Origin of the sequence: Aeromonas sp. ASNIH4, assembly GCF_002934425.1 — a bacterium.
Taxonomy (GTDB): domain Bacteria; phylum Pseudomonadota; class Gammaproteobacteria; order Enterobacterales; family Aeromonadaceae; genus Aeromonas; species Aeromonas hydrophila.
This window is the reverse complement of the sequence record NZ_CP026217.1, coordinates 507,133-530,575: the sequence shown is the minus strand read 5'-3', so window position 1 is coordinate 530,575 and position 23,443 is coordinate 507,133. Positions and strand designations below refer to the sequence as shown.

At 62.0% G+C, this 23,443-nt stretch carries 21 protein-coding genes; 11 read left to right on the top strand and 10 right to left on the bottom strand.

Features of this window, described 5'->3' with window-relative positions:
- Positions 1-4: 4 nt before the first annotated feature.
- On the bottom strand, positions 5-481 hold the full coding sequence (locus tag C2U40_RS02485; RefSeq protein WP_181014971.1) for an FxsA family protein: 477 nt from the start codon (positions 479-481) through the stop codon (positions 5-7).
- Positions 482-929: 448 nt separating this feature from the next.
- Between C2U40_RS02485 and aspA the strand changes: the two genes are divergently transcribed.
- Both aspA and C2U40_RS02475 read left to right on the top strand, forming a co-directional pair.
- Positions 930-2,372 carry an aspartate ammonia-lyase gene (gene aspA, locus C2U40_RS02480; protein WP_011704801.1) on the top strand — a complete coding sequence of 481 codons (1,443 nt, stop codon included), beginning with the start codon at positions 930-932 and terminating at the stop codon, positions 2,370-2,372.
- 127 nt (positions 2,373-2,499) lie between these two features.
- Positions 2,500-3,819 (top strand): anaerobic C4-dicarboxylate transporter, encoded by a 1,320-nt coding sequence (locus C2U40_RS02475; RefSeq protein WP_011704800.1) that lies wholly within the window; start codon positions 2,500-2,502, stop codon positions 3,817-3,819.
- Positions 3,820-3,874: 55 nt separating this feature from the next.
- Here C2U40_RS02475 and C2U40_RS02470 read toward each other — a convergent pair whose 3' ends face one another.
- Entirely contained in the window at positions 3,875-5,077 is a 1,203-nt protein-coding gene (locus C2U40_RS02470; RefSeq protein WP_081000878.1) for an ISL3-like element ISAeme19 family transposase, read from the bottom strand.
- Positions 5,078-5,331: 254 nt separating this feature from the next.
- On the opposite strand from C2U40_RS02470, the gene C2U40_RS02465 reads away from it, so the two are divergent.
- Positions 5,332-6,417, top strand: coding sequence for a porin (locus C2U40_RS02465; protein ID WP_103829314.1), 1,086 nt, complete (start codon positions 5,332-5,334; stop codon positions 6,415-6,417).
- 64 nt (positions 6,418-6,481) lie between these two features.
- Here C2U40_RS02465 and mdtH read toward each other — a convergent pair whose 3' ends face one another.
- A complete protein-coding gene (mdtH, locus tag C2U40_RS02460; RefSeq protein WP_011704798.1) occupies positions 6,482-7,675 on the bottom strand; it encodes a multidrug efflux MFS transporter MdtH in 1,194 nt (397 codons plus the stop codon).
- 207 nt (positions 7,676-7,882) lie between these two features.
- Between mdtH and C2U40_RS02455 the strand changes: the two genes are divergently transcribed.
- Positions 7,883-8,782, top strand: coding sequence for a LysR family transcriptional regulator (locus tag C2U40_RS02455; protein ID WP_024946193.1), 900 nt, complete (start codon positions 7,883-7,885; stop codon positions 8,780-8,782).
- Between the two features lie 52 nt (positions 8,783-8,834).
- On the opposite strand, the gene C2U40_RS02450 is transcribed toward C2U40_RS02455, so the two are convergent.
- The gene (locus C2U40_RS02450) at positions 8,835-10,604 is read right to left on the bottom strand and encodes a M4 family metallopeptidase (RefSeq protein WP_103829315.1); all 1,770 of its coding nucleotides are present in this window, start codon (positions 10,602-10,604) and stop codon (positions 8,835-8,837) included.
- A 351-nt stretch (positions 10,605-10,955) separates the two neighbouring features.
- Between C2U40_RS02450 and C2U40_RS02445 the strand changes: the two genes are divergently transcribed.
- The 3 genes from C2U40_RS02445 (at position 10,956) to C2U40_RS02435 (ending at position 13,417) form a co-directional block, all read left to right on the top strand.
- On the top strand, positions 10,956-11,510 hold the full coding sequence (locus tag C2U40_RS02445) for a GNAT family N-acetyltransferase (protein WP_017410624.1): 555 nt from the start codon (positions 10,956-10,958) through the stop codon (positions 11,508-11,510).
- Complete coding sequence (gene rimJ, locus C2U40_RS02440) at positions 11,510-12,061, top strand: ribosomal protein S5-alanine N-acetyltransferase (protein ID WP_103829316.1); 552 nt, start codon at positions 11,510-11,512, stop codon at positions 12,059-12,061. Before C2U40_RS02445 ends, rimJ begins: the two co-directional genes overlap by 1 nt.
- Before the next feature lie 153 nt (positions 12,062-12,214).
- Complete coding sequence (locus C2U40_RS02435; RefSeq protein WP_081000878.1) at positions 12,215-13,417, top strand: ISL3-like element ISAeme19 family transposase; 1,203 nt, start codon at positions 12,215-12,217, stop codon at positions 13,415-13,417.
- Positions 13,418-13,475: 58 nt separating this feature from the next.
- Here C2U40_RS02435 and C2U40_RS02430 read toward each other — a convergent pair whose 3' ends face one another.
- From C2U40_RS02430 to C2U40_RS02420, 3 genes are all read right to left on the bottom strand, one after another.
- Positions 13,476-13,721: a hypothetical protein gene (locus tag C2U40_RS02430; protein WP_005309486.1), complete on the bottom strand. Its 246-nt coding sequence runs from the start codon at positions 13,719-13,721 to the stop codon at positions 13,476-13,478.
- 309 nt (positions 13,722-14,030) lie between these two features.
- Positions 14,031-15,080 (bottom strand): oxidoreductase, encoded by a 1,050-nt coding sequence (locus tag C2U40_RS02425; RefSeq protein WP_103829258.1) that lies wholly within the window; start codon positions 15,078-15,080, stop codon positions 14,031-14,033.
- Positions 15,081-15,188: 108 nt separating this feature from the next.
- The gene (locus C2U40_RS02420; protein ID WP_181014972.1) at positions 15,189-16,352 is read right to left on the bottom strand and encodes a multidrug effflux MFS transporter; all 1,164 of its coding nucleotides are present in this window, start codon (positions 16,350-16,352) and stop codon (positions 15,189-15,191) included.
- Between the two features lie 222 nt (positions 16,353-16,574).
- On the opposite strand from C2U40_RS02420, the gene C2U40_RS02415 reads away from it, so the two are divergent.
- Complete coding sequence (locus C2U40_RS02415) at positions 16,575-17,171, top strand: XTP/dITP diphosphatase (protein ID WP_011704791.1); 597 nt, start codon at positions 16,575-16,577, stop codon at positions 17,169-17,171.
- A 134-nt stretch (positions 17,172-17,305) separates the two neighbouring features.
- The gene (gene hemW / locus C2U40_RS02410) at positions 17,306-18,451 is read left to right on the top strand and encodes a radical SAM family heme chaperone HemW (protein WP_103829259.1); all 1,146 of its coding nucleotides are present in this window, start codon (positions 17,306-17,308) and stop codon (positions 18,449-18,451) included.
- 116 nt (positions 18,452-18,567) lie between these two features.
- On the opposite strand, the gene C2U40_RS02405 is transcribed toward hemW, so the two are convergent.
- The 3 genes from C2U40_RS02405 to zntR form a co-directional block, all read right to left on the bottom strand.
- Complete coding sequence (locus C2U40_RS02405; RefSeq protein WP_017410628.1) at positions 18,568-18,786, bottom strand: alternative ribosome-rescue factor A; 219 nt, start codon at positions 18,784-18,786, stop codon at positions 18,568-18,570.
- A 125-nt stretch (positions 18,787-18,911) separates the two neighbouring features.
- Entirely contained in the window at positions 18,912-19,448 is a 537-nt protein-coding gene (locus C2U40_RS02400) for a dihydrofolate reductase family protein (RefSeq protein WP_103829260.1), read from the bottom strand.
- Positions 19,438-19,875 (bottom strand): Zn(2+)-responsive transcriptional regulator, encoded by a 438-nt coding sequence (gene zntR / locus C2U40_RS02395; RefSeq protein WP_005309469.1) that lies wholly within the window; start codon positions 19,873-19,875, stop codon positions 19,438-19,440. The genes C2U40_RS02400 and zntR overlap by 11 nt, the downstream gene beginning before the upstream one ends.
- Before the next feature lie 411 nt (positions 19,876-20,286).
- Between zntR and purH the strand changes: the two genes are divergently transcribed.
- Both purH and purD read left to right on the top strand, forming a co-directional pair.
- Positions 20,287-21,879 (top strand): bifunctional phosphoribosylaminoimidazolecarboxamide formyltransferase/IMP cyclohydrolase, encoded by a 1,593-nt coding sequence (gene purH / locus C2U40_RS02390; RefSeq protein WP_103829261.1) that lies wholly within the window; start codon positions 20,287-20,289, stop codon positions 21,877-21,879.
- Between the two features lie 110 nt (positions 21,880-21,989).
- On the top strand, positions 21,990-23,279 hold the full coding sequence (gene purD / locus C2U40_RS02385) for a phosphoribosylamine--glycine ligase (RefSeq protein ID WP_011704786.1): 1,290 nt from the start codon (positions 21,990-21,992) through the stop codon (positions 23,277-23,279).
- The last annotated feature ends 164 nt before the right edge of the window (positions 23,280-23,443 follow it).

Below are 23,443 nucleotides of genomic sequence, written 5' to 3'. Positions count from 1 at the left end.
GCAGTTACTCCTTGCGCTCGAACTCCCCTTCGATGGTGGTGCCGCTGCGCGGAGATTGACCCGGCTGGTCATTGCCCGGCACCTCGTCAAACGGCTGCTGACGGGCCTGAAAACCGCCCATCTGCATCTTGAACTGGTTGCTGCCGATCAGCTTGTCGGCCAGCTTGTTGCGCAGCCAGGGCTGCAGCAGCAGGATGCCGAAGAAGTCGGTCACGAAACCCGGGATGATCAGCAGCAGACCGGCCAGCGCCAGCATCATGCCCCCCATCACCTCACGTCCCGGCATCTCCCCCTGCTGCATCTTCTGCTGCGCGTTGAACAGGGTCTTGATCCCTTCACTGCGCACCAGCGAGGAGCCCAGCACCGCCGTCAGAATGAGCAAGCCGACGGTCGGCAAGGCACCGATCACGGAGCCGACTTCGATCATCACGGTGAGCTCAAGCACCACCAGACCGACCAACAATAGAAACAACTTGCCCATAACAACCTCAGTGCGGATGAATGTGAATGAACCGCTGGCGAAGTGCGACAACCGCTGATGCCGTTGCCAACCCGCCATGGTATCGGTTCCTGTTGATTAAAATGGGGGGTGACGCGCATTTTTCAAGTCCACAGGGTGACGAGGCGCCGGATCCACAGAAAAACCGGTCTGCCAGACTGTGATTGAAGTCATTGTTCTGTCAAAGTAAATCGGTTGATTGCAATATCTGTTTAATGACCACAAGTTATTTGAGGTTGTCTCAAATTTAGTGATCCAGGTCTAATATCAGATACCTCAATTGGGGTAATATCGACGCCAGTATTAAGGGAGCAAAAAAGCCCCCAACCGCCCCACTCGATGTGTGGTGCTTCAGGATGAACCGTGCGTAAGGAACTCGCGACCACTCGGTGAGGATCGTTTCCATTTATCTGATTTCTGAGGCATTACAATGAGCGACATCAAGAACGTCCGCATTGAAGAAGACCTGCTGGGCACCAAAGAAGTTTCCAACGATCTCTACTACGGTGTGCATACCCTGCGCGCCGTTGAGAACTTCAAGATCAGCACTCAGAAGATTTCTGACGTTCCGGAATTTGTCCGCGGCATGGTACTGACCAAGAAGGCCGCCGCCCTGGCGAACGGCGAACTGGGTACCATCCGTCCTGAAATTGCTGACAAGATCGTAGAAGCCTGCGACCTGATGCTGAACACCGGCAAATGCTTCGACCAGTTCCCGGTCGACGTTTACCAGGGTGGTGCCGGCACCTCCGTCAACATGAACACCAACGAAGTACTGGCCAACATCGCCCTTGAAATCATGGGCCTGGCCAAGGGCCGCTACGACGTCATCAACCCCAATGACCACGTCAACAAGTGCCAGTCCACCAACGATGCCTACCCCACCGGTTTCCGCGTGGCCGTGGTCAACAGCACCGACACCACCCTGCACGCACTGGAAGCACTGATCGCCGCCTTCGATGCCAAGGCCGCCGAGTTCAAGGGCATCCTGAAGATGGGTCGTACCCAGCTGCAAGATGCGGTGCCGATGACCCTGGGTCAGGAGTTCCATGCCTTCGCCGTCACCCTGCGCGAAGAGATCAAGTCTATCAAGCGTTGCCAGGAGCTGCTGCTGGAAGTGAACCTGGGCGCCACCGCCATCGGTACCGGCCTGAACACTCCGCCCGAGTACTCCGCCCTGGCCATCAAGCGCCTGGCCGAGATCACCGGTCGTGCCTATGTCCCGGCTGAAGACCTGATCGAAGCGACCTCCGACTGCGGCGCTTACGTGATGCTGCACGGCGCCATCAAGCGCATGGCGATGAAGCTCTCCAAGATCTGTAACGACCTGCGTCTGCTCTCCTCCGGCCCGCGCACTGCACTCAAAGAGATCAACCTGCCGGAAATGCAGGCTGGCTCCTCCATCATGCCGGCCAAGGTCAACCCGGTCATTCCGGAAGTGGTCAACCAGTCCTGCTTCAAGGTCTTTGGCAACGACGTCACCATCACCTTCGCCGCCGAAGCCGGTCAGCTGCAGCTGAACGTCATGGAGCCGGTGATCGGTCAGGCGATGTTCGAATCCCTGAGCCTGATGGAAAAAGCCTGCATCTCCCTGCGCGAGAAGTGCGTGGAAGGCATCACCGCCAACCCGGAAATCTGCATGAACCACGTACTGAACTCCATCGGCATCGTGACCTACCTGAACCCCTTCATCGGCCACCACGAAGGCGACATCGTCGGCAAGATCTGTGCCCAGACCGGCAAGAACGTCCGTGAAGTCGTGCTGGAGCGCGGCCTGCTGACCGCCGAGCAGCTGGATGAAATTCTCTCCATCGAGAACCTGATGAACCCGCAATACAAAGCCAAGCGTTATACCCGCGAAGCCACCGTATAAGCGAGCAAATGGGCCGGGTTTATCCCGGCCCATAAAGTCAGTTCCCGATAGGTCTTGCCCAGCCCCATCGGGAATTGGCTTTTCTGCCAAATAAAACCTAAAAAAACTGGAAAATGGAGTGTTCGCTATGATTGGAATCGAGTTACTTGTCGTGCTCGCCGCTATCTATCTGGGGGCCCGGATAGGCAGCATCGGCATCGGCTTTGCCGGTGGTTTGGGGGTACTGGTACTGACCTGGGGTCTGGGGATGCCAATTCCCAGCGACCAGCTGGTCACCTACATCCCCTGGGACGTGATCATGATCATCGCGTCCGTCATCTGCGCCATTGCCTGTATGCAACTGGCCGGTGGCATGGACTATCTGGTCTCCCTGGCCGAGAAAGCCCTGCGCAAGAACCCCAAATACATCACCTTCGCCGCCCCGGTCGTCACCTATCTGATGACCATGCTGGCCGGTACCGGTCACACCGCGTTCTCCACCCTGCCGGTGATCGCCGAAGTGGCCAAGGAGCAGGGCATTCGTCCGTCCCGTCCGCTCTCCATCGCCGTCATCGCCTCCCAGATCGCCATCACCGCCTCGCCCATCTCCGCGGCCGTGGTTGCCTTCTCCGGCATGCTTGAGCCGTTTGGCGTGGATTACCTGACTCTGCTGGCCATCTGCATCCCCTCCACCTTCATCGCCTGCATCCTCGGTGCCTTCGTCGCCAACATGCTGGGCAAGCCGCTCGACCAGGACGAAGTCTACCTGGAGCGCAAGGCCAAGGGGCTGATCAAGCTGCGCGGCACCACCAAGCTGGAGCTCAAGCCTTACGCCAAGGTGTCGGTCTGGATCTTCATCGCCGCCATCGTGGCCGTGATGGCCTATGCCACCGCCATCTCCGGTAAAGTGGGCCTGATCGCCAACCCGCCGATCCCCCGTGATGGCGCCATCATGGGCATCATGCTGGCCGCAGCCACCATCATGACCCTGGTCTGCAAGCTGGACGCCACCCAGGTCACCAACATGCCGACCTTCAAGTCCGGCATGTCTGCCTGTATCTGCGTACTGGGCGTGGCCTGGCTGGGCAACGTCTTCGTGAAAGGCAACATGGACACCATCCAGCTGATCGCCGGCGACCTGCTCAACCAATACTCCTGGCTGTTGGCCGTGGTGCTGTTCTTCGCCGCCATGCTGCTCTATTCACAAGGCGCCACCACCAAGGCCCTGATGCCGGCCGCCCTGGCACTGGGTGTCAGCCCGCTGACCGCCATCGCCTCCTTCGCCGCCGTGAGCGCCCTGTTCGTGCTGCCGACCTACCCGACCCTGCTGGCCGCGGTCGAAATGGATGACACCGGCTCCACCCGTATCGGCAAGGCTGTATTCAATCACCCCTTCTTCGTACCGGGCGTTGCCACCATCGCCATCGCCGTGGCGCTGGGCTTCTTCTTCGGTGGCATGATGCTCTAACCAGCATTTAATTCCACAAACACGCAAACGGCCCTGTTCGGGCCGTTTTTTAGGTTCATCGCGGCTTTCCGGGGAAGGCCGCCTTGATTTTCAGAAAAAAGTATTCTGAGTCCCTAAATCCATATGCCATACGCTTTATCACTTTGATCTTGTTGTTCACCCCTTCCAGCACACTCGTGTGCATCGGGTAGTTTGCACTCGCCAGGATCCCCCGCATATATTTCGATAAATTTCGACCAAATCGTTGCAGCGGCGCTAGCCCGCTTTCCTTCACCTGCCGCATCCAGCTCCGCCATCGTCGCCATCCTTCCCACACGCTCGGCGCATACCAGATGCCCTTCAACCCCTCTTTCAGCACGTACACCATCGCCAGCGGTTGATTCGCCGCCAACAGCTCCTGCAACTTCACATCCTGTTTTTCACTCAACTTCGCCCGATTACGTAGCAGCAACCAACGCGCACTTTTGACCACTTTTCGCGCCGGTTTATCGCTTTTCAGTGCATTCGCCTGCTCCACTCGCACCCGGTCCACCACCTCTCGGCCATAGCGAGCCACCACGTGGAACAGGTCGTAGACCACCTCCGCCTGCGGGCAGTGTTGCTTCACCTCCAGGTCGAACGCCGTGTTCATGTCCATCGCCACCGCTTCAATCTGCTGGCATCGCTCGCCGAGCTGCTCGAAGAAGGGACGGATAGCGGCCCGGCTGTTGCCGTGCCCCACCCACAGGACGCGGGTTCGCTCGGCATCCATGATCACGGTGGCATAGCGGTGTCCCTTGTGCAGGGCAAACTCATCCATCACCAGCCGCCGCACCTCCCCAAGTTCGATGGTGCCCACACTGGTCTGCAAACGGCGCTTGTCGATCTCCTTGATGGTGTGCCAACCGACCCCGGTGAGCTGGCTGACATGGCGGATGGGGAGGTACTGAACGAGCGCTTCAATCCAGCACTGCATGCGCCGGGTGAGGCGGGAGCCAGAGGGGAGCCAGTCGATATGTTCACTGACGCGACCACAGCGCAGACAGTCGACGCGGCGAACAGGCAGTTGTAACCAGACTTGTCGGTCAAATAGGTCTCGCTCACGCACCCGGCGGATACGTTGGTCGTGGATCAATGGCGTGGGTTGCAGGCATCGGCGACAACGGGGCAAGAAGTCGGCGCGAGGCTCAAGGGTAAACAGGGTGTGATGGTTGGCAGAAAGCGCTTGGGCGATGACGGTATAACCTGGCCAGAAGGAGGCAATATCAATATGATGCACGGCGACAGCAGGGTGATGGTGGTGGTGTGTTTGGAGACAGCCAGTTTACCAGCACCCTGTCTGTCAACTTCCACTTCCCCAAGATCCCGCGAAGAACCGTTTTTTATGCCTGCTTTTCAGGTCAAATCATTAATTAATCCTTGTGCGCTTCAGTTTCTATCAAGGTTCGCAGATCTACTCTGGGGCATCGGAACAGAAACCGATCAACAGGGCCGAGCACAGGTCCGACAGTGTTTACACCAGAGGAACGAACAATGAAAAAGACAGCATTGACCATGGCCATCTCCAGCGTGCTGCTGGCCGGTGGTGCGCAAGCCGCTACCGTCTACAACCAGAACGACACCAAACTCGACATCGGTGGTCGCGCTCAAGGCATGTACTACGGCACTGATGACAACGGTTCTGAAGGTGACCAGAGCTACCTGCGTCTGCACGTTGCCGGCGAAACCAAGATCGACAACGAGCTGACCGCGTTCGGCTTCGCTGAATACAACCTGCCGGTCTCCGGCTCCGACAACGACGAGCTGCGTTATGCCTACGCCGGCATCAAGCACGATCGTTTCGGTGCCTTCAGCTACGGCCGTCAGGATGGCCTGTTCACCAAAGCCGTGAACAACTACACCGACGTGCTGCCAGAGTGGGGCGGTGACGGTCTGGGCAAGGACACCGAAGTGTTCGGTACCGGTCGTACCAACGGCCTGGCCCAGTACATCTACACCTATCAGGGCCTGACCCTGGGTGCCCAGTTCACCGGCAACAACGATCCGCAGAACGCCGATCGCTCCAACCTGACTGTTACCAACGGCACCTGGAATCCGAAGGGTTCCGCCGAAGGCTTCGCCGTGTCTGCCAACTATGACTTCGACATGGGCCTGAGCCTGGGTACCGCCTACAACCAGGCCGGCAAGACCGACGAGCAGGCCGCCAACGCCGCCTTCGGTGGTGACCGCGACGCCAAGCTGTACGGTGTCGGTGCCAAGTACGCCGTCGGCGACCTCTACCTGGCCGCTACCTACTCCCACGGTGAAGACCACCTGTTCGTCAACAACGGCTACGCCGAGAAGATGGATGGCTACGAAGCCGTCGCCCAGTACGCCTTCGGCAAGTTCAAGCCGTCCCTGGCCTACCTGCGTACCGACGTGAAGGACAACGCTCGCGGCATCGATGACACCGCCACCGAGTACGTTTCCATCGGTGCCTGGTACAACTTCACCGACAACTTCAACGCCTACGTTGATTACAAGATCAACCTGCTGGACAACGTCAACGGTACCCACACCAACTCGCTGGGCAAAAACACCGACGACGTGGTCGCCGTGGCCCTGCAGTACAACTTCTAAGTCTTCCCTGAATTGCCTACTGTATTTTTTACCGGCCGCCCAGCGGCCGGTTTTTTATTGCCCGTCAGATGTTGACCCGCGCCAGACTCGGCTCGCGGTGAAAGCAGTTCACCAGCAGCAGCAAGGTCGTCACCCCGACCGTGCCCAGCACCAGCCAGGGTAGCCAGGGCTGGCCCTGCAGCATGGCGTAGTCATGCAGCGCACCGCCCCCCACGTAACCCGTCATGCCCCCCAGCGCCAGCCCCAGCCGACTGAAACCCATGTAGCTGCCGCGTGCCCCCGGCTGTGCGAGCTTGGTCATCAGCGTCTCCCGCGCCGGTTCGGCGATCACGATCCCCAGATAGAAGCAGGCCAGCAGCATGAACACCGCGGGCAGGGTGTTGGCAAAGGCCACCAGCCCGATGCCGGTGGTCATCAGCAGCACCCCGGCCATCAAGCGGCTCTCCAGCTTGAAGTGGCGCTCACCATAGCGCGCCAGCGGATAGAGCAGCGCCAGCGAGATGGCGGTCTCCAGGGTATACATCCAGCCCACCGCCGTGGTGGTGCCCGCCATCTGCTTGACCAGGATGGGGAAGATCAGCATCACCTGGACCCAGAGCGCGTAGTAGCCGCTCAGGATCAGCACCAGCCGGCAGAACGCCTTGTCCGCCAGCACCTGGCCGAGACCGGCGCGGATCGGGGTTGGCCGCACCGAGAGCTTGTAGGCGGGCAGGATCAGCAGGTTGCACAGCGCGGCGCAGACAAACAGGCCGGCCCCCAGCAGGCAGACATATTCGAAGTCGAAGTTGAGCAGCCAGCTGCCGAGCAGGGCCCCCACCACGGCGCCGGCGCTCTCCAGCATCATCAGCAACGAGATGTAGCGCCCCCGCTGACGGGGCCGGGTGAACTTGATCACCAGGGCGGCGCGGGGCGGATCGAACAGACAGCCTCCCAGCCCCGAGATGACGCAGGAGAGGATCAGCTCCAGCCCGCTCTGGGCATAGGCCAGGCTGGCAAACCCCGCCGCCCGCAGCAGCATGCCGCCCACGATGAGCGGCCGCGCGCCGAACTTGTCCGCCAGCGAGCCGCCCAGAATGCCCAGCCCCTGCTGGGTCAGCTGGCGCAATCCCAGCGCCAGCCCGACCACCCCGGCCGCCCAGCCGAGCTGATCCACGAAGCGCAGGCTGATCATGGGCATTACCACGAAGAACCCCAGGATCACCAACAGGGAATCCAACGCCAAAAACCATCGCCCCAACCGCCTCGCCCGCTCCACCATGACTACCCGTCCCCTGCTTTCTGATGACATTCCGATTAATTCGTCTCATCGCCCGAATGACGCCGTCACCAAACGGGCTCAAGGTGCAACAAGCCCCTGAACCGATATGGCAATATGCCAAAGCACAACGATTGATACTGCTATTCTGGAAGGACGCCAGATATAGTGGTAGCCGACAACTGGCTATATTTTATATTGGATTATGTTATGGCTATGACCCTCGACGATCTGCAATTGCTGCTGGATGTGGTCAATCGCGGCAGCTTCAGCAAGGCGGCCGCCGTGCGCGGCTGGTCACAACCCATGGTGAGCCAGCGGATCGCCGTGCTGGAACAGGATCTGGGCCAGCCCCTGTTTCGCCGCCATCGGCGCGGCGCCACCCCCACCCCGGCCTGCGAGCAGTTCCTGCCTGCCGCGAGTGCGGCACTGAGTGCGCTGGAAGGGGGTCGCCTGGCAATGCAGGGAGCGCCGGCGCTGCCGCGCATCCGGCTCGCCTGCCTGCCCTCCCTGACGACCGTGGTGTTCGGCCCCCTGCTGCTGGCACTGGTCGACGAGACCTTCGAGATCCGCTGCAACACGGATCACTCCGGCATCATCATGCAGGAGCTGCTGACCGGCGAGACCGACGTCGGCTTCATCCTCAAGTGCCCGGCCATCGCCGGCATCCAGCTCGAACTGCTCTATCGCTCCCCCATCATAGCGGTGGCCTGCGCCACCCATCCGCTGGCCGGGCGGCAGGGGCTGACCCTGCAGGACATCGCCAACGAGCGGCTGGCCCCCCAGCAATGGGGCACCGGCTGCGACGAGCTGATCTTGCAGTTGCGTCTGCTGCGCCAGGTGGCAAGCCCGCTGCACGCCATCCAGCCCGCCAGCGCGGCGCGGGAGCTGGCGCTGGAGCACGGCTTCATCACCCTGATGCCGGCGCTCGCCATCGCCCGGGATCTGGAGTTCGGCCGGCTGGTGCAGCTGGACGTGGTGGATCTGCCGCCGGATCACTGGGACGTGATGATGGCCTGGCGCAGCGGCAAACGGCCCAATCCCGCCAAGGAGCGGGTACTGGAGGCCGCCCGTACCCTGGCCCGGCGCTGGGCGGGCAAATCCGCATAAAAAAAGCGCCGGACAAGTCCGGCGCTCCCTCTCTATTTGCAGTGGCTCATGCTCAGTAACTGGCCTTGAGGGTCACCCCAGAGAAGGCGCTGTAGGCGCTCAGCTGCACGTTCCAGGTCCCCGCCTTGGGCGAGTTCAGGGTGCAGGTCTCGGCGTTGCCGCTCTTGTACGGGCGGCAGTCATAGCTGCTGCTGGTCGGCACGCTGCCGAACTTCACATAGAGATCCGCATCGCCGGTACCGCCGCTGCTGGCGATCACCAGCTGGCTCTTGCCGGCCGGCACGTCGATGGTGAAGTTCAGCTTGCCACCCTTGGCGGCGGAGAGACCGCTCACCGGCACCCCGTTTTGCAGCACGCTGCCAGTGGGCGGAGTGGTGCCGCCACAGGAGGCATTGACCCCGACCGTGGTAAAGGCGGCCGCCACGTCGGTCACGCTGTAGCCCAGATCGGTAGCCGCCTTGGTCACGCCACAGGCGCCCTGATCGAAGGTGGTGTTGGCGCCCCAGTAGAGACGGTTGGCCAGCACGAACACTTCAAAGGCCTTGCGGGTGTTCCAGCCGCTGGTGTTGGCCAGCAGGTAGAAGGCGCGGTTGTAGACACCGGAGCTGTGGTGCACGTCGATGCCATCGTAGTAGTCGCTGGCATGGCCGATGGAGCTGCCGTCCCGGGTCGGATCCTCGAAGTAGCGCAGCGAGCCGTTGCCCTTGAAGATCTGGGCTCCCACCAGCCAGTCGTTGCTGCCCTTCATGTAGTTCTCGGCCGCTTCCCCCGCCATGTCGGAAAAGGCCTCGTTGATGCCGCCCGACTGACCGGAGTAGACCAGCCCGGAGTTCTGTTCGGTAAAGCCGTGGCTCACCTCGTGGGCCGCCACGTCCAGGCTCACCAACGGGTAGAAGGTAGTGGCGCCGTCACCGAAGGTCATCTGGCTGCCGTCCCAGAAGGCATTCTCGTAATTCTTGCTGTAGTGCACCCGCATCTTCAGCTTGAAGGTCAGCGGCGCCGTGTTGTACCAGTTGCGGTACATGTCGAACACCACGTTGCCGAAGTAGTGGGCGTCGTTGAGCGGCGAGTAGGCGCCGTTGATCTCCTTGACCGTGTTCTCCGGGCAGGTGAACTGATGAATGGCGCCGCCCGTGGTGGCGTGATTCATGTTGAGGGTGTACACGTTCGGGCTGGTCATCCGGCAGTTGTCGTCCACCAGCAGCGGTCCGAAGTCGGCGCCGTAGAAATACTTGCCGGTCTTGACGTTGCCACCCGGGCCGGTGGCGTCCTTGTGGTTGATCCCTTCCCAGCGCTTGAGCTCGCTGCCGTTCTGGGCATCGATCACCACGAAGGGGCGGCTCGGCTCCTCGCTCGCCGCCAGCCAGGAGACCAGATAGACCAGGCGGGCCTGACCGGCCTCATCCTGCATCACGAACAGTTTGACCCGCTCGTTGCTGCCCTTGGCCCCGGCCCGCGCCTTGCTGGCGGCATCGGCCGGCGACAGGGCGGCGGTCGGACTGGCCACGTCGGCATCGATCTGGCGCAGGATCTGGCCGGAAACCTGGCTTATCTGCCCGCCGAGGGATTGCTCGGCCACCAGCACCTGGCCCCAGACCGGGATCCCGTGCCAGGTCTGCTCATAGCGCACCCGCTGCTGACCGTTGGGCAGCTTGACCGCCCGCACCTGACGAAACTCGCCATCCCCTGCCAGCACGCTCACCCCGGCAGCGCCGCTCGGCGCCCCCTGAATACCCGCTACCTGATGCACATCCACCTGTTCTGCAGCCAGCGCTGCGCTTCCCCAGCAGGCCAATACCACGGCCAAATAGACTTTGTTCATCCGTCTTTTCCTTAAGTCGATGAAGATTACACGTCGGGTCCGTTGCCCGGCGCTCCTACACTAGTTGGCACGTTCAAGATTGCTGCCTGTCATATGTGACAGAGCAGCACAAACCCATAGCAGGATCTGCTGTTGCCCCTGTTTGGTAGCGTGAGAAGAGATCAAAATGGCGAATAACACCAAAAAAAGCCGAACAATGGCCAGGCGCTTTCTGGCCGCCGCCAATCGCCCCTCCATATGGGGATGGCGGGGCGCAAGAACAGATGGAAAACCCTTGGCGTACAAGGGGTTGATTGGCTACATTGGCGGTTTGGCGGCCCGCTTCGGGCCCTGACTGGAGGGGAGGTGCGGATGTTTTCATGGCAACTGGACGACGAGCTGGCGCTGCTGTTCCTGCAGCCCGACATGGCTAGCGAACTCTTTGCCCTGTGTCGGGAAAACCGTGACTACCTGACCCAGTGGTTGCCCTGGCCGCCCTACATTCAGCAGCCCGCCGACAGCGCCACCTTCATCCGCCACGCCATCGAGAAGTTTGCCCGTGGCGAGGGGCTGACCACCGCCATCGAGTATCAGGGGGAAGTGGTCGGCGTCATCGGTTACAACCAGATCGACCGGGCGCTGGCCAAGGTCAGCATCGGCTACTGGCTGGCCGAGCGCTGGCAGGGCAACGGCATCATCACCCGCGCCTGCCAGGCCCTGATCCATCACGCCTTCGAGGAGATGGGGATGGAGAAGGTGGAGATCAGCGCCGCCACCGACAACGAGCCCAGCCGGGCCGTCTGCGAGCGCCTCGGCATGCAGCAGGAGGGGATCACCCGCCGTGCCGAACGGCTGGCAGACCGCATCGTGGATCACGTTCACTACAGCCTGCTGCGCGATGAGTGGCTCAGGCAGAGGGATCACTGATGGCGCTGCCACACCTGTGCACGGCCCGCTGCCAGCTCACCATACTGCCCCCCGAACGGGCCGATCTGATGCTGGATTTCTATCTGCGCAACCGCGCCCACCTCGCCCCCTGGGAGCCCAGCCGGGACGAGAGCTTCTACACCCTGAGCCACTGGCACGGCCGGCTGCGCGACAGCTACGGCCAGTTTTTCAATGGCAGCGGGGTGCATCTGGTGGCGCTCGATCCCCATGGTGAACAGGTGATCGCCACCTGCAACTTCACCAACATCCTGATGGGCGCTTTCAAGGCCTGCCATCTGGGTTACGCCATCGACCAGGCCCACCAGGGACAAGGGCTGATGCAGGAGATTGTCGAGACCGGCATCGACTACCTGTTCCGGGAACACGGCCTGCACCGCATCATGGCCGGCTACATGCCGTCGAATCAGCGCAGCGGCGCCCTGCTCGAGCGGCTCGGCTTCGAGCGGGAGGGGTACGCCAAAGACTACCTGATGATCAACGGCCGCTGGGAGGATCATATCCTCACCGCGCGCCTCAACCCGGCGCTCTAGCCGGTTCTCTTGCCGGCGAGGACCCCGTCAAAGGCGGGGAACGGGCATAAAAAAAGGTTCTTCGCGGGATCTTGGGGAAGTGGAAGTTGACAGACAGGGTGCTGGTAAACTGGCTGTCTCCAAACACACCACCACCATCACCCTGCTGTCGCCGTGCATCATATTGATATTGCCTCCTTCTGGCCAGGTTATACCGTCATCGCCCAAGCGCTTTCTGCCAACCATCACACCCTGTTTACCCTTGAGCCTCGCGCCGACTTCTTGCCCCGTTGTCGCCGATGCCTGCAACCCACGCCATTGATCCACGACCAACGTATCCGCCGGGTGCGTGAGCGAGACCTATTTGACCGACAAGTCTGGTTACAACTGCCTGTTCGCCGCGTCGACTGTCTGCGCTGTGGTCGCGTCAGTGAACATATCGACTGGCTCCCCTCTGGCTCCCGCCTCACCCGGCGCATGCAGTGCTGGATTGAAGCGCTCGTTCAGTACCTCCCCATCCGCCATGTCAGCCAGCTCACCGGGGTCGGTTGGCACACCATCAAGGAGATCGACAAGCGCCGTTTGCAGACCAGTGTGGGCACCATCGAACTTGGGGAGGTGCGGCGGCTGGTGATGGATGAGTTTGCCCTGCACAAGGGACACCGCTATGCCACCGTGATCATGGATGCCGAGCGAACCCGCGTCCTGTGGGTGGGGCACGGCAACAGCCGGGCCGCTATCCGTCCCTTCTTCGAGCAGCTCGGCGAGCGATGCCAGCAGATTGAAGCGGTGGCGATGGACATGAACACGGCGTTCGACCTGGAGGTGAAGCAACACTGCCCGCAGGCGGAGGTGGTCTACGACCTGTTCCACGTGGTGGCTCGCTATGGCCGAGAGGTGGTGGACCGGGTGCGAGTGGAGCAGGCGAATGCACTGAAAAGCGATAAACCGGCGCGAAAAGTGGTCAAAAGTGCGCGTTGGTTGCTGCTACGTAATCGGGCGAAGTTGAGTGAAAAACAGGATGTGAAGTTGCAGGAGCTGTTGGCGGCGAATCAACCGCTGGCGATGGTGTACGTGCTGAAAGAGGGGTTGAAGGGCATCTGGTATGCGCCGAGCGTGTGGGAAGGATGGCGACGATGGCGGAGCTGGATGCGGCAGGTGAAGGAAAGCGGGCTAGCGCCGCTGCAACGATTTGGTCGAAATTTATCGAAATATATGCGGGGGATCCTGGCGAGTGCAAACTACCCGATGCACACGAGTGTGCTGGAAGGGGTGAACAACAAGATCAAAGTGATAAAGCGTATGGCATATGGATTTAGGGACTCAGAATACTTTTTTCTGAAAATCAAGGCGGCCTTCCCCGGAAAGCCGCGATGAACCAAAAAAAACGGGCCCGAAGTTGCCTTCGGGCCCGTTCTTCAGATGAGGTGCAGGCTTAGTTGGCCTTGGCATCGCTCACTGCGGCTTCTGCCTTGGTGGCTACGTCAGCGGCAGCCTTCTCAACGGTTGCAGTCGCTTCGGAAGCGGCCTTCTCTACGGTAGAGGTGGCTTCGCTAGCGGCTTTCTCAACAGTTGCAGCAACGTCGGCGGCCGGAGTAGCAGCCGGAGCGGCGGCTTCTTCTTTCTGACCACAAGCGGTCAACATCAGACCCAGGATACCGGCTACCAGTACTTTGTTCATGTGCATACCCTCAGAAAAATATGGAGAGATGGTTGGTACAACCATCACAGTGCGTCCTTTCACCCGGTGAAAAACCCATATGCCGGGAGCCAAGAGGCGCGCGAAATATATCCCCATACGCGCCCAATGAAAACGAGTATCACAATGATATTTTCTCGTTGGCTGGATGAAAAGAACTACTACAACGACAAACATTAATACAAAACACTGTAAATGGCGCAGTTTTGTACAATAAAACGCCACAGGCCCCGTGGTTGCTGGCAATAAACGGCTATTGCATTGTGCCGGCAACCCCGTCCGGGCTGCGCCTCAATCAGACAGGATCTGACAAGCCAGCCGCTTGCCCTCGCGGGTGCTGTCGCGGGCCAGGTCCAGCAGCGCCATCACCGCCAGCGCCTCGCCGGCCGGCACCGGGTTCGCCCCCTCCCCACGGATGGCGGCGCAGACGCCGCGATAGTAGGCGCCGTAGTCCCCCGCCTCGCCAGCCACGCTCTGCTGCTGCAGCTGACCATCGCGGATCCGGCTGAGCTGGCCGGGTTCGTTGTCCACCCCCCAGTCTGCCGCCGGCGGCCGCTTGCCGAGCTTGAGCTGCTCCTCCTGCACATCCATGCCGAACTTGATGAAGGAGCCCCCGCTGCCGTGGATGACGAAACGCGGCATGGTGGCCGACACCAGGCAGCTGCCGTGCAGCACGACCCGCATCTCGCCATAGCCGAGCACCACGTGGAAGTAGTCATCCGCCAGGGCACCAGGGCGCTGCTGAGCCAGATCCGCCTGCAACCAGTCCGGCTGACCGAACAGCTGGAGCGACTGATCGAGGATGTGGGGGCCGAGATCGAACCAGAGACCGGAGCCCGGACCGCCCGCCTCGCGCCAGCGCTGACGCACCTCGGGACGATAGCGATCGAAGTGGGATTCGAACTGGGCGACCTGACCGAGCGCTCCTTCCGCCAGCAGGCGGTGCACGGTGAGAAAGTCACCGTCCCAGCGCCGGTTGTGGAAGATGCTGAGCAGCCGCTGCTGCTTCTCCGCCAGCTCCACCAGCGCCTTCGCCTCGGCCAGATCCAGGGCGAACGGCTTGTCGATCACCACGTGCTTGCCGGCCAGCAGGGCCTCACGGGCGATGGGGGCATGGGTGTCGTTGGGGGTGGCGATCACCACCAGATCGACCGACGGGTCCGCCAGTACCTCGGCCAGCGAACCGACCCGGCTGCCGGGCAGATCGCTCTGCACCTTGGCGGCATCGCGGCTCACCACCCAGCCGAGGGAGAGCCCGGGCGTGCTGGTCAGAAACGGGGCGTGAAAGGTTTGGCCTGCAAAGCCGTAGCCCACCAGGGCGGCATTGATTGTGTGGCTCATCCGGTTTTCTCCACGGGTAGCTGTGTCACGGGGCGCAGGCAAACCCTTGCCTGCCAAATAGAGAAGGGGGCCCAAGGCCCCCTGAGTGTGCCCATCAGAGCACAGGATTTATTGCAAACACAAGCGCCGGCCCTGGCGGGTCATCAGCATCAGCAGGGGGGGCAGCAGCAGCCACATGTGCAGCGCCAGCTGGCTGAGCGGATCGTGCATCAGCACGCCGATGAAGCCCACCAGCGCACCGGAGCCGCTCATCTGGAACAGACCGAGCAGGGCGGCGGCGGTGCCGGCGCAGTGGCCGAACGGTGCCAGCGCCATGCCGGCGGCCGCGCCCAGGATCATGGCAAAGCCGATGCTGGAGAGGAACACCGGGCCCATCATGGCCAGCGGATGCTCGATGTGCATGGCCAGGGTCAAGGCGATGGCGGAGAGCAGCAGTACCAGCAGGCCGATGCGCAGGGTGCGTCTTGGCCCCACTCTGGCGATGAAACGGGGCGCCAGGAAGCAGGCCAGGATGTTGAGTGCCGCGTTGGCGGTGAACCAGTAGCTGAAGCCACTCATGTCCAGCCCCAGCTTCACCATCAGCTGCACCGGCGCCGCAGTGACATAGGCTAGGATCACCGCCATCGCCAGCATGCACAGCGTCGCGTTGAACAGGAAGCTCGGGGAGCGCAGCACCGGGCTGTAGCGCGACCAGCTGATGAGCGGGCCGCTGCTGCTGGTATCTTCCGGACGGGTCTCCGGCATCCGCCACAGCAGCCAGCTACCGACGATGACCGCATAACCGGCCATAAACCAGAAGTTGGCCGACCAGCCCGCCTTGGCGGTGAGCCAGCCACCGAGCAAGGGGGCCAGCGCCGGAATAAAGCAGATGGCACCGTTCAGGTAGGAGATCATCTGACCGCTCTTCTTGGGGCCGTAGCTGTCACGCACCACCGAGAAGGCGGCCACCGAGGTGGCACAGGCGCCGAAGCCTTGCAGCACCCGCGCGAGCATCAGCTCTCCGAGGCTCGCGGCAAAACCGGCCCCCAGGGCGCTCAGACCGTAGAGCAACACACCGCCCAAGGCGATGGGCTTGCGGCCGTAGCGATCGGCCAGCGGCCCCACCAGCAGTTGTCCTAGTCCCATGCTGAACAGGAACCAGGTGATGGTACCCTGCATCAGGGTCACCTCGGCCCCCAGCTGCTCGGCCATCTGCGGGATGGCGGGCAGATAGATGTCGATGGCCAGCGGACTGAACAGCACCAGTAGGACAAGCAAAAGAATCAATGGCATCAGTCACCTCGTGGCATGGGGAAAATAGATTGGGGCGCGAGTCTACTGGCTCACAGTAATGAATTGAAATGGTATTTAATCACTTCTGTTATTCCATTCAGGAAACATTCATTTTATCCGCATCTTGCCATGACCCCGGCGAGGGTGGTCCAGGGCAATTGGCGCTTTTCCTGGGCGCCAGCCCCGCATAGAATGCGCAGATTATTTTTGCGGAGGTGCTCGATGAACAAGCTTGTCCTGGCAACAGGGAACCAGAAAAAGGTGAAGGAATTGGCCGCCATGCTGGCCGATATGAAGATCCAGGTGATCCCACAGAGCGAGTTTGCGGTCTCCGATGCCGAAGAGACCGGCACCACCTTCGTCGAGAATGCCATCATCAAGGCCCGCCACGCCGCCCGCATCACCGGCCTGCCGGCGGTTGCCGACGACTCCGGCCTGGAAGTAGATCTGCTGCACGGCCGTCCCGGCGTCTACTCCGCCCGCTTTGCCGGTGAGGGTGCCAGCGACAAGGACAACATCGACAAGCTGCTGGGCGAGCTGAAAGGCGCCCCCGAGTATCTCAAGAGCGCCCGTTTCTGGTGCGTGCTGGTCTACATGCGCCACGCCGACGATCCCACCCCCATCATCTGCCAGGCCAGCTGGGAAGGGATGATCATCGACGAACCGCGCGGCCAGCACGGCTTCGGCTATGACCCTGTGTTCTTCGTGCCGGATCACGACTGCACCTCGGCCCAGATGCCGGCCGAGCTCAAGAACCAGCTGAGCCATCGCGGCCAGGCGCTGGCCAAGCTCAAAGCGGCTCTGGCGGCGGTCAACTAAAGCGCTGTCTCCCGCCGCGTTGTCATCTACAATGGGGGCCGTCGGCCCCCGTTTCGTTCGCGGCGCCCCGGCCCGTTGTCATCGACGACAAGGGCAACCCGACCCCTGATGATTTTTTGAATACTGGAAACCCCATGCTGCAATTGCCGCCCCTCTCCCTTTATATCCACGTGCCCTGGTGTGTCCAGAAGTGCCCCTACTGCGACTTCAACTCCCACGCCCAGAAGGGAGAGCTGCCCCACCTCGAGTACGTGGCCGCCCTGCTGGAGGATCTGGAGCAAGACCTGCACTGGGCCCAGGGGCGCCCCCTCTCCTCCATCTTTATCGGCGGCGGCACGCCGAGTCTGCTCTCCGTGGAGGCCATGCAGGCGCTGCTGGACGGGGTGCGTGCGCGCATCGAACTCACCGCGGACTGCGAGATCACCATGGAGGCCAACCCGGGCACGGTGGAGGCGGACAAGTTCGCCGGCTTCCAGCGGGCCGGCATCAACCGCATCTCCATCGGGGTGCAGAGCTTCCAGCAGGAGAAGCTGACCCGGCTCGGCCGCATTCACGGCCCCGAAGAGGCGCGCAAGGCCGCCGAGCTGGCTCACGCCATCAAACTGCCCACCTTCAACCTGGATCTGATGCACGGCCTGCCGGATCAGAGCCTGGCGGACGCACTCTCGGATCTGCAGCAGGCCATCGACTGCGCGCCGCCGCACCTCTCCTGGTATCAGCTCACCATAGAGCCGAACACGGCGTTCGCCTCCAAGCCGCCCACCCTGCCGGAGGATGACACCCTGTGGGACATCTACGAGCAGGGCCACGCCATGCTCACCGCCCACGGCTATCAGCAGTACGAGATCTCGGCCTATGCCAAGGCGGGCTACCAGTGTCGCCACAACCTCAACTACTGGCGCTTCGGCGACTATCTAGGGATCGGCTGCGGCGCCCACGGCAAGGTGACGGATCTCGCCAACCAGCAGATCCTGCGCACCACCAAGGTGAAGCACCCGAAAGGTTATCTGGACCCGAGCCGCCCCTATCTGGACGAACAGTGGCAAGTGAGTGCGGACGATCTGCCGCTCGAGTACTTCATGAACCGGTTCAGGTTGTTTGAACCGGCCCCCAAGGCGGAGTTCGAGGCCTATACCGGCCTTGGCTTGGAACGGGTAGAGACCATGCTGACCATCGCCCAGAGCAAGGAGCTTATCGAGGATCTCGGCGACAGCTGGCAGCTCACGTCCCTCGGCCATCGCTATCTCAACGTGCTGCTCGAGCTCTTTATGGACGAATGAGCACGGGTTCACTCTCTTGCGGCAAGAGAGTGAACCAGCACCAACGAATAGAGAAACAATCAGGGCGCCATTGGCGCCCTGATTGTGTTAGCTGATGCCTTGCGGCAGGAACCCGCTCAGCAGCAGACGCGTACCATCTGCTGTTGACCGGGCTCCCACCGCTTGCCGTGCTTGGCCTTGCGCTGATAGCTGCCCTTGCCTTTCTTGCTCGGTTCGACCCGGGCCTGGAACAGGGGGGAGGTCACCAGTGCCTTGAGGTGGTTGTCCTGGATGATGCCGCGCTGATGTTCGCAGGCGGGCTCGGTGGTGACCCTGGTCACCTTCTTCTTGGCCATGTCGGCTCCTTGATGCGGTTGTGTGTTTGCCCATCGCCCCTGCCACCACGATCCGGGGCAGGCGGCGAAAAAACGTGCCGATTGTGCACCTCTCCCGGCCCGCCTGCAAGGGGCTGGTAGGCTCCTCAGGCCGGTTGATAGACGACCCGCACCAGCCCGCTTGGCAGCACGGTGCTCGACACCGGTACCAGCGCGCCGGGCAGCGATCCAGCAAAGAGCGGCACCCCGACCCCCAGGGTGACCGGCACCCAGAACAGGATCAGCTCGTCCACCAGCGCGGCCTGCAGTCCCTGCCTGACCACCTCGCCGCCATCCAGATAAAGATGGCGGCTGCCCGCCTGCCACAGCTCGTCCAGCACCTGCGCCAGCGCCCCCTGCCGGAAGGAGACGTGCTCACGGGGAGCGGCGGGTCTGTGGGTCAATACCACCACCGGCTTGTCGCCATAAAACCACTCGGGAAAGCCGAGCACAGTGTCATAGCTGTTGCGCCCCATCAGCAGGGTATCAACACTCGCCATCAGCGCGCTGTAGCCGGTCTCTTCCTGGGAGTCGCCGTTGTAGGGCTCAAGCCAGGCCAGATCGCCCCTCTCCCCGGCAATGAAGCCGTCGAGGGAGAGGGCAAGAAAGGCGGATACCCGGGGCCGGCGCAGCTCAGTGCTCATGGTCGTGGTGCTCATGACGGGAGGGGGCACCGGACTCCAGCGTCTCGAGGATGGCGCAGTGCTCCGCCGAGCGCGGGCCGCCGCAGCAGATGTTGGAGAGCTCGCGCAGGTTGTCGCGAAAACGGGTCAGCTCGACGATCTTCTGCTCCACCTGTTCGAGCTTGGTGTCGGCCACCGCCTTCACCTCCTGACAGGTGACCTTGGCCTTGTTGGTATCGAGATCCAGCAGTTCGCCGATGTCGGCCAGCGAGAACCCCACCGACTTGGCGCGGATGATGAACTCCAGCCGCCGCTTGTCCTGCTCGCCATAGAGGCGATAGCCGGACTCGTTGCGAATGCCTGGCGAGATGAGACCATTCTTCTCGTAAAAACGCAGGGTATCCGCCTTCACCCCGCACGCCTTGGCCAGCTCCCCGATCCGATACATGCCTTTTCTCCCGTTGAATTTGCCACACAGCCACAACCGGCCCCCACTATCGCCCCTTTGCCCGGCGATTGCCAGCCGGCAGCAGGAAAGAGGACGCGGCCACCCTTTTGCCATCAAGAGACTGAAAAGACAAACGTTTCACAAAAACCAACCGGAAAACGTTTAACGCCGCACCAGACAAGGCTTTGTCACTTTAAAAAATCCACCACGGGTCACATTTTTTGTGTAGAATACGCGCCCACAAGAGAGCGTCGCGTCAAGCGGGCATTTCCTAAAACGCTTTTGCCTGTCGGCAGGTTTTTCAGGCGAGAGCGGTTTGCGAAATCCCCCACTTCCATTTATTTGGGGACTCTCTGTGTTGAGCCTCGCCTCCCATGGAACGGTCCCCGTTATGCTGAGGACGATAGTGTGATGGAACAAGCTCGACCCATTCGCCGTGCACTGCTGAGTGTGTCTGACAAGACTGGCATCCTGGAATTTGCCAAGGCACTCAACGAACGTGGCGTGGCCCTGCTCTCCACCGGCGGTACCGCCAAGCTGCTGGCCGACGCCGGTCTGCCGGTGACCGAGGTCTCCGATTACACGGGATTCCCTGAAATGATGGATGGCCGGGTCAAGACCCTGCATCCCAAGGTCCACGGCGGCATCCTCGGCCGGCGCGAGCAAGACGACGCCATCATGGCTCAGCACGCTATCTCCCCCATCGACATGGTCGTGGTCAACCTCTATCCCTTCGCCGCAACCGTCGCCAAGCCCGGTTGTACCCTGGCCGATGCAGTCGAGAACATCGACATCGGCGGCCCGACCATGGTTCGCTCCGCCGCCAAGAACCACAAAGATGTGGCCATCGTGGTCAAGGCTGCCGACTATGACCGCGTCATCCGCGAGATGGATGGCAACGGCAACAGCCTGAAACTGCCGACCCGTTTCGATCTGGCCATTGCCGCCTTCGAGCACACCGCCGCCTACGACGGCATGATCGCCAACTACTTCGGCACCATGGTTCCTTCCTACGGTGACAACAAGGAGGGTGACGAGGAGTCCCGCTTCCCGCGCACCTTCAACAGCCAGTTCATCAAGAAGCAGGACATGCGCTACGGCGAGAACAGCCACCAGGCCGCCGCCTTCTATGCCGAGGAGCAGGCCGCTCCGGGCTCGGTGGCAAGCGCCATCCAGCTGCAGGGCAAGGCCCTCTCCTACAACAACATCGCCGACACCGACGCGGCGCTGGAGTGCGTCAAGGAGTTCGACCAGCCGGCCTGCGTCATCGTCAAGCACGCCAACCCGTGCGGCGTGGCCATCGGCAGCGACCTGCTGAGCGCCTACGAGCGCGCCTGGCAGACCGACCCCACCTCCGCGTTTGGCGGCATCATCGCCTTCAACCGTGAACTGGATGGCGCCACCGCCAAGGCCATCGTCGAGCGCCAGTTCGTCGAGGTGATCATCGCCCCCACCGTCAGCCAGGCTGCCCGCGACGCGGTCGCCGCCAAGCAGAACGTGCGACTGCTCGAGTGCGGTCAGTGGACCGCGCCGGCGCAAGGCTTTGACTTCAAACGTGTCAACGGCGGCCTGCTGGTGCAGGAGCGCGACCTTGGCATGGTGACGCTCGGGGATTTGAAGGTGGTCAGCAAGCGTCAGCCCACCGAGGCTGAGCTGAACGACCTGCTGTTCTGCTGGAAGGTGGCCAAGTTCGTCAAATCCAACGCCATCGTCTATGCCAAAGACGGCCAGACCATCGGCGTCGGCGCCGGCCAGATGAGCCGCGTCTACTCGGCCAAGATCGCCGGCATCAAGGCCGAGGATGAAGGGCTGACCGTGGCGGGGTCCGTCATGGCTTCCGATGCCTTCTTCCCGTTCCGCGATGGCATCGACGCCGCAGCGGCCGCCGGCATCTCCTGCGTCATCCAGCCCGGTGGCTCGATGCGCGATCAGGAGGTGATCGACGCCGCCGACGAACACGGCATGTGCATGCTGTTCACCAACATGCGCCACTTCCGTCACTGATGGATCAGGGCCGCCGCCGGCGGCCCTTTTGTTGTCTCTTTTCACCTGGCTATTTTCACCGGCGCAGGCCCCAGGCCCGCCCGTGACCCCGAATAGAAGCGAGCGATACGATGAAAGTACTGATCATTGGCAACGGCGGCCGTGAACACGCCCTGGCCTGGAAGGCCAAGCAATCCCCCCTGGTGACCCGGGTCTTCGTCGCCCCCGGCAATGCCGGCACCGCCCATGAAGGGAGCATCGAGAACGTGGCCATCTCGGCCACCGACATCCCGGCCCTACTGGCGTTTGCCAAGGAGCAGCGCATCGGTCTGACCATCGTCGGGCCGGAAGCGCCGCTGGTGAAAGGGGTGGTCGATGCGTTCCGCGCCGAGGGGCTGGCCATCTTCGGCCCGACCGCCGCCGCTGCCCAGCTGGAAGGCTCCAAGGCGTTTGCCAAGGATTTTCTGGCCCGCCACGCCATCCCGACTGCCGAGTACCAGAACTTCACCGAGGTGGAGCCGGCGCTGGCCTACTTGCGCGAGAAAGGCGCTCCCATCGTCATCAAGGCTGATGGCCTGGCCGCCGGCAAGGGGGTCATCGTTGCCATGACCCTGAGCGAGGCCGAAGAAGCGGTACGCGACATGCTCTCCGGCAACGCCTTTGGCGACGCCGGGGCCCGGGTGGTGATCGAGGAGTTTCTGGACGGGGAAGAGGCAAGCTTCATCGTCATGGTGGACGGCGAGCATGTGCTGCCGATGGCTACCAGCCAGGATCACAAGCGAGTCGGTGATGGCGATACCGGCCTCAACACCGGCGGCATGGGCGCCTACTCCCCCGCCCCCGTGGTCACGGCCGATGTGCACCGCAAGGTGATGGAGCAGGTGATCATGCCGACCGTGCGCGGCATGGCGGCCGAGGGCAACGTCTACACCGGTTTCCTCTACGCCGGTCTGATGATCGACGGCCAGGGCAACCCCAAGGTGATCGAGTTCAACTGCCGCTTCGGCGATCCCGAAACCCAGCCCATCATGCTACGCATGCGCTCCGATCTGGTGGAGCTCTGCCTGGCGGCCTGCGCCGGCAAGCTGGATCAGGTCGAAGCCATCTATGACCCCCGTGTCGCCATCGGCGTGGTGCTGGCGGCCGGCGGTTACCCCGGTGACTACCAGCAGGGCAAGCCCATCAGCGGCCTGCCGGTGGAAGAGGCGAGCGGCGAGAAGGTATTCCACGCCGGCTCGCAGCTGGAAGGCGATACCGTGGTGACTGCCGGTGGCCGTGTGCTGTGCGCCACTGCCCTCGGTCACAGCGTGGCCGAGGCGCAAAAGCGGGCCTATCAGCTGGCAGGTCGCATCAAGTGGGACGGCGTCTTCTACCGCCACGACATCGGCTGGCGCGCCATCGAGCGTGAACAGCAGCAGTAATCAACAGGGCCCGCAAGGGCCCTCTCTTTATCCGGCGTATCTCGCGGTCACGCAGCCCGGCAGATGGCTCGAATGGCCTGGTTCGCTTGACTCAGCAACTTCCTTACATCTCCCTCTTCCCTGTTACCCTTTGTGACAAAAAACAGCAATATTCACAAACAGTT

Bases quoted from the DNA above. Each gene is read 5' to 3' on its own strand.
- C2U40_RS02485 (WP_181014971.1), bottom strand. From the start codon at position 481: ATGGGCAAGTTGTTTCTATTGTTGGTCGGTCTGGTGGTGCTTGAGCTC.
- aspA (WP_011704801.1), top strand. From the start codon at position 930: ATGAGCGACATCAAGAACGTCCGCATTGAAGAAGACCTGCTGGGCACC.
- C2U40_RS02475 (WP_011704800.1), top strand. From the start codon at position 2,500: ATGATTGGAATCGAGTTACTTGTCGTGCTCGCCGCTATCTATCTGGGG.
- C2U40_RS02465 (WP_103829314.1), top strand. From the start codon at position 5,332: ATGAAAAAGACAGCATTGACCATGGCCATCTCCAGCGTGCTGCTGGCC.
- mdtH (WP_011704798.1), bottom strand. From the start codon at position 7,675: ATGGTGGAGCGGGCGAGGCGGTTGGGGCGATGGTTTTTGGCGTTGGAT.
- C2U40_RS02455 (WP_024946193.1), top strand. From the start codon at position 7,883: ATGGCTATGACCCTCGACGATCTGCAATTGCTGCTGGATGTGGTCAAT.
- C2U40_RS02450 (WP_103829315.1), bottom strand. From the start codon at position 10,604: ATGAACAAAGTCTATTTGGCCGTGGTATTGGCCTGCTGGGGAAGCGCA.
- C2U40_RS02445 (WP_017410624.1), top strand. From the start codon at position 10,956: ATGTTTTCATGGCAACTGGACGACGAGCTGGCGCTGCTGTTCCTGCAG.
- rimJ (WP_103829316.1), top strand. From the start codon at position 11,510: ATGGCGCTGCCACACCTGTGCACGGCCCGCTGCCAGCTCACCATACTG.
- C2U40_RS02430 (WP_005309486.1), bottom strand. From the start codon at position 13,721: ATGAACAAAGTACTGGTAGCCGGTATCCTGGGTCTGATGTTGACCGCT.
- C2U40_RS02425 (WP_103829258.1), bottom strand. From the start codon at position 15,080: ATGAGCCACACAATCAATGCCGCCCTGGTGGGCTACGGCTTTGCAGGC.
- C2U40_RS02420 (WP_181014972.1), bottom strand. From the start codon at position 16,352: ATGCCATTGATTCTTTTGCTTGTCCTACTGGTGCTGTTCAGTCCGCTG.
- C2U40_RS02415 (WP_011704791.1), top strand. From the start codon at position 16,575: ATGAACAAGCTTGTCCTGGCAACAGGGAACCAGAAAAAGGTGAAGGAA.
- hemW (WP_103829259.1), top strand. From the start codon at position 17,306: ATGCTGCAATTGCCGCCCCTCTCCCTTTATATCCACGTGCCCTGGTGT.
- C2U40_RS02405 (WP_017410628.1), bottom strand. From the start codon at position 18,786: ATGGCCAAGAAGAAGGTGACCAGGGTCACCACCGAGCCCGCCTGCGAA.
- C2U40_RS02400 (WP_103829260.1), bottom strand. From the start codon at position 19,448: ATGAGCACTGAGCTGCGCCGGCCCCGGGTATCCGCCTTTCTTGCCCTC.
- zntR (WP_005309469.1), bottom strand. From the start codon at position 19,875: ATGTATCGGATCGGGGAGCTGGCCAAGGCGTGCGGGGTGAAGGCGGAT.
- purH (WP_103829261.1), top strand. From the start codon at position 20,287: ATGGAACAAGCTCGACCCATTCGCCGTGCACTGCTGAGTGTGTCTGAC.
- purD (WP_011704786.1), top strand. From the start codon at position 21,990: ATGAAAGTACTGATCATTGGCAACGGCGGCCGTGAACACGCCCTGGCC.